Below are 8,169 nucleotides of genomic sequence, written 5' to 3'. Positions count from 1 at the left end.
CATCGTGTGCATGGTTACGGTGCGGCTGAACTTCTTCTTGCCTTCGGCGTTCGGCAGCTCCCCGTAAAGCAGCAGGTGGCAGGTCTCCATGAAATCGCACTGCGTCGCCAGCTGCTCGATGGGGTAGCCGCGGTACAGCAACTCGCCCTTGTCGCCGTCGATGTAGGTGATCGCCGAATTGCACGCCGCCGTCGACATGAAGCCCGGGTCGTACGTGAACTTGCCGGTCTGGCCATACAGTTTGCGGATGTCGATCACGTCCGGGCCGAGAGTGCCCTTGTAGATCGGCATTTCAACGCTCGGCGAATTGTCGCTGAACGATAGCGTGGCTTTAACATCTGACGGGGTCATAGCACATCCTCAATCGAAGTTTGGAAACAGGGTTTCGATAATTTGCACGCCTGGGAACAACGGACAAGCGGCGCTCAGACATTAACGGCGCTCAGGCGTTGCGCAGCAACTCCAGGACCCGGATCACATCCGGGTCGGCAAGGTCGCCTTCCGGTTCCTTGCGGACCAGCAGCAAGTCCATCAGGTCGTTATCGCTCAGCTCGAGCAGGCGTGTGAGCGCGCCTACATCCGCATCGCTGAGGTCATGCTCATATCGGCTGAAAAAACGTTCGAAGATCAGATCGTTTTCCAGCAAGCCGCGCCGTGAGCGCCAGCGAAGGCGCGCACGGCGAAGAGGGTCGGACTGATGCGAAGACTCTTCCATCTCAGACAGCGCGGCGAACCATCAATTCCTTGATCTTGCCAATTGCCTTGGTCGGGTTCAGGCCCTTCGGGCAGACGTCGACGCAATTCATGATCGTGTGGCAACGGAACAGACGGTACGGATCTTCCAGATTGTCGAGGCGTTCACCGGTCGCTTCGTCGCGGCTATCCGCGATGAAACGATAGGCTTGCAGCAGACCTGCCGGGCCGACGAACTTGTCCGGATTCCACCAGAAGCTCGGGCACGAGGTCGAGCAGCTGGCGCACAGAATACATTCGTACAGACCGTCGAGCTCGTCGCGCTCTTCCGGCGACTGCAGACGTTCCTTTTCCGGCGGCGGCGTATCGTTGATCAGGTACGGCTTGATCGAGTGATACTGGTTGAAGAACTGCGTAAAGTCGCAGATCAGGTCGCGCACGACCGGCAGACCCGGCAGCGGACGCAGCACGATCTTTTGCGGCAGATCGTTCAGGTTCGTCAGACACGCGAGGCCGTTCTTACCGTTGATGTTCATTGCGTCCGAACCGCACACGCCTTCACGGCACGAACGGCGGAACGACAGCGTTTCGTCCACTGCCTTCAGCTTGACGAGCGCGTCGAGCAGCATACGTTCGTGCGAGTCGATCTCGATCTCGTACGTTTGCATGCGCGGCGCTGCGTCCTTATCCGGGTCGTAGCGGTAAATTTCAAATGTACGCTTTGCCATTTCTGAATTCCTTTGACTTGTGCCTTAGAAGGTACGCGCTTTCGGCGGCACCGATTCGACGGTCAGCGGTTTCATATGAACCGGCTTGTAGTCGAGGCGATCGCCTTCGCTGAACCACAGCGTATGGCGCAGCCAGTTTTCGTCGTCGCGATGTTCGAAGTCGTCTTGCGCGTGCGCGCCGCGGCTTTCCTTACGCGCTTCGGCGGAAACCATCGTGGCACGTGCCACTTCGATCAGGTTTTCCACTTCCAGTGCTTCGACGCGCGCCGTGTTGAACACCTTCGACTTGTCTTTCAGATAGATGTTGTTGACACGTTCAGCCACTTCGCGAATGCGCTCGACGCCTTCGGCCAGCAGCTTCGACGTGCGGAACACGCCGGCGTGCGCCTGCATCGTGGAACGGATCTCGGCCGCGACGTCTTGCGAGTATTCACCCGACGAGGACTTCTCCAGCTTGTCCAGACGCGCCAGTGAGAAATCAGCGGCGTCGGCCGGCAAGGGCTTGTGATCCTTGATTTCCTTCACGTGCTTGACGATGTGATTGCCGGCCGCGCGGCCGAACACCACCAGGTCGAGCAGCGAGTTCGTGCCGAGACGGTTCGCACCGTGCACCGACACGCACGAGCATTCGCCCACGGCGTAGAAACCGTTGACGACCTCTTCGTGACCCTTCGACGTACCCACGACCTGGCCGTTGATGTTCGTCGGAATACCGCCCATCTGATAGTGGATGGTCGGCACAACCGGGATCGGCTCTTTAATGCAATCGACGTTCGCGAACTTCATGGCGATTTCGCGAATCGACGGCAGACGCTTCATGATCGTCTCGGCGCCGATGTGCGACAAATCGAGCAGCACGTGATCCTTGTTCGGACCCACGCCACGGCCTTCCTTGATTTCCTGGTCCATTGAACGCGAAACGAAATCGCGCGGCGCCAGATCCTTCAAGGTAGGCGCGTAGCGTTCCATGAAACGCTCGCCGTTCGAGTTGCGCAGAATGCCGCCTTCGCCGCGCACGCCTTCGGTAATCAGCACGCCCGCGCCTGCCACGCCGGTGGGGTGGAATTGCCAGAATTCCATGTCTTGCAGCGCGATGTTCGAACGCGCAGCCATGCCCAGGCCGTCACCGGTGTTGATGAACGCATTCGTGGACGCCGCGAAGATCCGGCCCGCGCCGCCCGTGGCGAACAACGTGGTCTTGCCTTCGAGGATATAAACGTCGCCGGTTTCCATTTCCAGCGCGGTCACACCAAGCACGTCGCCGTCGGCGTCGCGGATCAGATCCAGCGCCATCCATTCGACGAAGAACTGCGTCTTCGCAGCAACGTTCTGCTGATACAGCGTGTGCAGCAGCGCGTGACCAGTACGGTCAGCCGCCGCGCAAGCGCGTTGCACCGGCTTCTCGCCATAGTTGGCGGTGTGGCCGCCGAACGGGCGCTGGTAGATCGTGCCGTCCGCATTGCGGTCGAACGGCATACCCATGTGTTCGAGTTCGTAGACAGCGTTCGGTGCTTCACGGCACATGAACTCGATCGCGTCCTGGTCGCCGAGCCAGTCGGAACCCTTGATCGTGTCGTAGAAGTGATAGTGCCAATTGTCTTCGCTCATGTTGCCGAGCGATGCGCCGATACCGCCCTGGGCAGCGACCGTGTGCGAACGCGTCGGGAACACTTTGGACAGCACGCAAACCGACAGACCGGCGCGCGCGAGTTGCAGCGAAGCGCGCATCCCCGAGCCACCTGCGCCGACGATAACCACGTCAAACTTGCGACGCGGCAGAGAATTCTTGATTGCAGCCATTCTTTTACACTCTCCAGAGAATCTGCGCAGCGTAGCCCGCACATGCGAGCAGCCAGACGATCGTCAGCGCCTGAAGAAACAGGCGCGTGCCAACGGGCTTCACATAGTCCATCCAGATGTCGCGGATACCCACCCACGCGTGATAGAACAGCGACAGCAACGTGACGAACGTGGCGAGCTTCATCCATTGCGTGGCGAAGATCGACGCCCAGCCGTCATACGAGAAATCGCGCGCGCCGAAGAACCAGGCGAGCAGGATGACCGTATAGACCGCCATGATGCAAGCGGTGATGCGTTGCGCGAGCCAGTCGCGCAGACCGTAATGCGCGCCAACGACGAGACGCTTCGGACCGATTCGGTTATTAGCTGCCATTTTTTTAGAATGCTCCGAAGAGTTTGAGCGCAAATGCAATCGTCAGAAGCGACGAAACGACCAGCACCACGATGGAGGTTTGCTTGCCCTTCTCTTTAGTCGTGAGGCCGTGGCTCGTGTCCATGAACAGGTGACGGACACCGGCGCAGAAGTGAAACAGGAAGGCCCACGCGAGAACGAGCGTGATGAGCTTGACGATGATGTTGGAGAGGAAACCTTTGAAGACTTCGAAACTAAGTTCGGAAGTCAGGCTCTGATCGAAGAGGTACAGCAGAAACGGAAGAAAAACAAAAAGCAGCCCACCGCTTAAGCGATGCAAGATCGACACACGCCCCGCTAGAGGGAGACGATATGCCGTCAAAATCTGCCCGATACCGATGTTCCGGAATTCCGGCCTCGGTTTTTTTACGGCTTCAGCCATGCTAGACCCCTACTATGTAGTCACACTAATCCGCAATTTTAGCGCCTTTTCATATCGCGCTGCAGCGAAAACCACGACAGGTCCGTTACAGCGTGCGCGATAAGGGCGCCTTCAAACAGGCGCGCGCGTGGGACGCGGCGCCTTTCTTCATCCCGATTCAGCTTAGATCGTTCTGATAGTAATACCCGGTTGTGACATACCAACCACGACGCACCTCAACCGGCCGGTCACCATATGTATAAGAGACGCGTTCGACCGACAGCAGCGGAAAACCCGCCGGCACATGCAACAGATCGGCGACCGCCGGCTCGGCTGCGACCGCGCGGATCTTCTCCGTTGCGCGGATCATGCGCGTGCCGAATTCAGTCTCGAACATGGCATAGAGGGGACCTTTATACTCCGACAGCCGCTCGAGCGTGAGCCCGCGGAACACCGCGCCGGGCAACCAGATTTCGTCGAGTACGGTGACTTCGCCGTCGAACTGCAGCAAGCGCTTGATCAGCACCACCGGATCGGCGGGCTTCAGATCGAGTTGCCGGGCGATGTCCGCCGACGCGCGCAAGCGCCGGCATTCAAGCAGGCGGCTGACGTGCGGGTGTTCCGCGCCGTCATCGGCCAGTAATCTGAGGAAGCGAAACTGGGCACGGTCTTCGTTGTGCGTCGCAACAAAAGTGCCCTTGCCCTGGCGGCGCACCAGCAGGTTGTCGGCAGCGAGCTCGTCGATCGCTTTGCGCACGGTTCCCTGACTGACCTTGTATCTGGCCGCCAATTCGACTTCACTAGGAATGATCTCGCCAGGCTTCCATTCACCGCTTTCGAGGCTCTGCGTAATCAAGCCCTTGATCTGCTGATACAAGGGGCTGAAAGTAGGCGACGTAGCGGGTGTGGCAGCGGATACACCCTCGCCCGCGGCCCCTTGGCCGTTCGGATTCGCGGTGTTCGCCTGGTTCGAAGTCATCCGCGCATTTCATCATAAAGGGCCGGGCCGCGTCTAGGGTTTTCCCCGCAATAGATATGTCTTATATAAGACATAAGATAATGTTGACTTTGTGCCAGACGACTCCTACACTCCTTGTCGAGCAAGGGTTTGCGGGGTTTTCGGCGCCTGTTTTGCATGATGCAATACAGCGCTGCAACGCACCGGCGGCCACTCTGCACGATGCTGTTCCCACGCAGTTCAGGTTTCGATCCGCCGCCATTCGTTGGTCAGACGCTTGCCGAAACGCGCTGTTTGCAGGAGCCGCGCCGTGCAGCGGCTACCCGGCGCAACATGCCCCGCCTCCGCTCATCAGTACAGGTTTCCGGCATGGCGGTCTTGCCGCAGCGCCGCACAGTCTCAGCACATTCCGAGGCAGTACGCGAACAGTGATTTCCGCCGTGTTTCACAACGCTTCGCTGAACGCGCATATAGAATGGCGTTTTCCCTAGCGTCTAACGCATCGTCCTGGAGATTTCTCAATGGCTAAGCCCGCAAAGCGCGTTGCCGTCACCGGCGCCGCAGGTCAAATCGCTTACTCCCTGCTGTTCCGCATCGCCAATGGCGATCTGCTGGGTAAGGATCAGCCGGTTGTCCTGCAACTGCTCGACCTGCCGCAAGCGCAAGGCGCCGTCAAAGGCGTCGTGATGGAACTGGATGATTGCGCATTCCCGCTGCTGTCGGGTGTCGTGATCACCGACGACCCGAAGGTTGCATTCAAGGATGCCGACGTCGCCCTGCTGGTCGGCGCACGTCCGCGTTCGAAAGGTATGGAGCGTAAAGACCTGCTGTCGGCAAATGCTGAAATCTTCACGGTTCAGGGCAAGGCGCTGAACGAAGTCGCCAGCCGCGACGTGAAGGTGCTGGTGGTCGGCAACCCGGCCAACACGAATGCTTACATCGCGATGAAGTCGGCACCGGATCTGCCGAAGAAGAACTTCACCGCCATGCTGCGTCTGGACCACAACCGCGCGCTGTCGCAACTGGCCGCCAAGTCGGGCAAGCCGGTCGCTTCGATCGAAAAGCTGGCTGTGTGGGGCAACCACTCGCCGACCATGTACCCGGATTTCCGCGTTGCAACGGCTGAAGGTCAAGACCTGACCAAGCTGATCAACGACGAAGAATGGAATCGCAACACGTTCATCCCGACCGTCGGCAAGCGCGGCGCAGCGATTATCGAAGCGCGCGGCCTGTCGTCGGCGGCGTCGGCTGCTAACGCCGCAATCGACCACGTGCGTGACTGGGTGCTCGGCACGAACGGCAAGTGGGTCACCATGGGTATCCCGTCGGACGGTTCGTATGGCATTCCGGAAGACATCATCTACGGTGTGCCGGTTACGTGCGAAAACGGCGAGTACAAGCGTGTTGAAGGCTTGGCAATCGACGCGTTCTCGCGCGAAAAGATGGACGGCACGCTGAACGAACTGCTCGAAGAGCGCGAAGGCGTTCAACACCTGCTCGGCTAAGCGCCTGATGCAGATAAACCGGAATTCGTGAGAAAACGCCAGGCCGCCCCAGGTTTTCCGCTCCGCAGAAAGAAAGTCCCCCACCCCGAAGCAAGTCCCCTTCGGGGAGTGGGGATCACCCCTCAGGGGGCTTGGTGCGAAGCGGCAGGTCTGCAGCGTCACGGCAGCGGGTTCCGGTTTTTTATATGCGAATGCAGGTGCGGCGCAGCAATCTGCGGCTGGTTTCGCAGAGCGCCATGCCGGCATTCACATCTGATCCGAACGCGTTTTGAACGGCTGCTCGACGGTGACCGAACAGAACGCATCCGCATCAGATTTTCTCTAAACACAACCCACGCCCCTGACGCCGAAGATGCGCGCCCTCACACCCGCCGAAGTGCTGTTTGACGGCGAAGCGCCGCCCGCTGTGCTGCCTGCCTGCGATCACTACGCCGGCAGCGAGAAACTGATGCTGAAATCGCTGGCATTGCAGCAGCAACTCGGCCCGGTGTTCGACATTACGCTCGATTGTGAAGACGGCGCGCAGGTCGGCCGGGAAGCCGAACATGCGGAGCTGGTCGCGTCGCTGCTGGGCAGCGAGCATGACCATTTCGGCCGCGTCGGCGTGCGAATCCACGACTTCGATCATCCGCACTGGCGCGACGACGTCCGTCTCATTCTGCGCGCCGCCAAGCGAGCGCCCGCTTACATCACCCTGCCGAAGATCCGCAACGTGCCCGACGCCGCTGAGATGGTCGCGTTCATCGAAGCAACGCGCAGCGAGCTGGGCATTGCGCAACCGGTGCCGGTGCAATTGCTCGTCGAAACCCACGGCGCGTTGACGCGTGTGTTCGATCTGGCCGCGCTGCCGGGCGTCGAAGCGCTGAGCTTCGGGCTGATGGACTTCGTTTCCGCGCACGACGGCGCGATTCCCGATACCGCCATGCGCTCGCCCGGTCAGTTCGATCATCCGCTGGTTCGGCGTGCCAAGCTCGAGATCTCCGCGGCCTGCCATGCGCACGGCAAAGTGCCGTCGCATAACGTCAGCACGGAAGTACGCGACATGAGCGTAGTCGCGAACGACGCCACGCGCGCCCGCAACGAGTTCGGCTACACGCGTATGTGGAGCATCCATCCGGCGCAGATCGAGGCGATCGTCGCCGCGTTTGCCCCGCGTGACGAGGAAATCGTCACTGCCACCGAAATTCTGCTGGCTGCCCAGTCGGCGCAATGGGGACCGACGCGCTATCACGACACGCTGCACGACCGCGCGAGCTATCGCTACTACTGGTCCGTACTGCGTCGCGCGCAATCCACTGGCCGCAACGTTCCGCAAGACGCCGCGCCACTCTTCACGAAAGTGCGCGCTAACGGGCAAACCGCATCATGAGCATGACGGCCAACGCGATTGCCGGCGCGGCAGCGCTGCACAGCGCCCAAGCGCGCCGCCATGCAAGCGGATCGCAGAATCGTTTGGCTTTGTTGAAAACAGGCGTCGAATACGCGGTTCAACCAGAAGCAACGAGCAGGCACAAAGGAGATTGCGGGAGATGAGCGAGACTGCGCAAACCGCCGGTGCACAAGGCGAGAACGAATCCAGAAGCGGCTTCAAACCGAAGAAATCCGTGGCGCTGTCGGGCGTGACGGCTGGCAACACCGCTTTGTGCACGGTCGGCAAGACCGGCAATGATCTGCATTACCGCGGCTACGACATTCTCGATATCGCCGGTGCA

Annotated in this window: 9 protein-coding genes and 1 pseudogene; 3 read left to right on the top strand and 7 right to left on the bottom strand. The window is 60.0% G+C overall.

All coding sequences use genetic code 11. The features are described 5' to 3' along the window. The 7 genes from QOC89_RS08380 to QOC89_RS08350 all read right to left on the bottom strand — a co-directional run. On the bottom strand, positions 1-351 hold a 351-nt coding region (locus tag QOC89_RS08380; protein WP_323044597.1), incomplete at its 3' end, for a citrate/2-methylcitrate synthase. A gap of 91 nt (positions 352-442) precedes the next feature. After that, positions 443-715 (bottom strand): succinate dehydrogenase assembly factor 2, encoded by a 273-nt coding sequence (locus QOC89_RS08375; RefSeq protein ID WP_323044596.1) that lies wholly within the window; start codon positions 713-715, stop codon positions 443-445. A gap of 1 nt (position 716) precedes the next feature. After that, the gene (locus QOC89_RS08370) at positions 717-1,421 is read right to left on the bottom strand and encodes a succinate dehydrogenase iron-sulfur subunit (protein ID WP_132383613.1); all 705 of its coding nucleotides are present in this window, start codon (positions 1,419-1,421) and stop codon (positions 717-719) included. A 24-nt stretch (positions 1,422-1,445) separates the two neighbouring features. Continuing rightward, positions 1,446-3,221 carry a succinate dehydrogenase flavoprotein subunit gene (gene sdhA, locus QOC89_RS08365; RefSeq protein ID WP_323044595.1) on the bottom strand — a complete coding sequence of 592 codons (1,776 nt, stop codon included), beginning with the start codon at positions 3,219-3,221 and terminating at the stop codon, positions 1,446-1,448. A gap of 4 nt (positions 3,222-3,225) precedes the next feature. Further along, positions 3,226-3,594, bottom strand: a complete 369-nt coding sequence (gene sdhD / locus QOC89_RS08360; RefSeq protein WP_054034791.1) for a succinate dehydrogenase, hydrophobic membrane anchor protein — start codon at positions 3,592-3,594, stop codon at positions 3,226-3,228. 4 nt (positions 3,595-3,598) lie between these two features. Continuing rightward, positions 3,599-4,015 carry a succinate dehydrogenase, cytochrome b556 subunit gene (gene sdhC / locus QOC89_RS08355; RefSeq protein ID WP_054034790.1) on the bottom strand — a complete coding sequence of 139 codons (417 nt, stop codon included), beginning with the start codon at positions 4,013-4,015 and terminating at the stop codon, positions 3,599-3,601. A 157-nt stretch (positions 4,016-4,172) separates the two neighbouring features. Then, entirely contained in the window at positions 4,173-4,973 is an 801-nt protein-coding gene (locus QOC89_RS08350) for a GntR family transcriptional regulator (RefSeq protein ID WP_323044594.1), read from the bottom strand. A gap of 500 nt (positions 4,974-5,473) precedes the next feature. Between QOC89_RS08350 and QOC89_RS08345 the strand changes: the two genes are divergently transcribed. The 3 genes and pseudogenes from QOC89_RS08345 to QOC89_RS08335 all read left to right on the top strand — a co-directional run. Further along, positions 5,474-6,457, top strand: a complete 984-nt coding sequence (locus tag QOC89_RS08345) for a malate dehydrogenase (RefSeq protein ID WP_154557955.1) — start codon at positions 5,474-5,476, stop codon at positions 6,455-6,457. Positions 6,458-6,809: 352 nt separating this feature from the next. Further along, positions 6,810-7,826: an HpcH/HpaI aldolase/citrate lyase family protein gene (locus QOC89_RS08340; RefSeq protein WP_323044593.1), complete on the top strand. Its 1,017-nt coding sequence runs from the start codon at positions 6,810-6,812 to the stop codon at positions 7,824-7,826. 160 nt (positions 7,827-7,986) lie between these two features. After that, a pseudogene (locus tag QOC89_RS08335) lies at positions 7,987-8,169 on the top strand (2-methylcitrate synthase); the annotation flags it as partial.

The sequence above is a fragment of the Paraburkholderia sp. genome (assembly GCF_034668105.1).
Classification (GTDB): Bacteria; Pseudomonadota; Gammaproteobacteria; order Burkholderiales; family Burkholderiaceae; genus Paraburkholderia.
The sequence above is the reverse complement of the archived record's forward strand: the minus strand, read 5'-3'. Positions and strand labels throughout refer to the sequence as shown.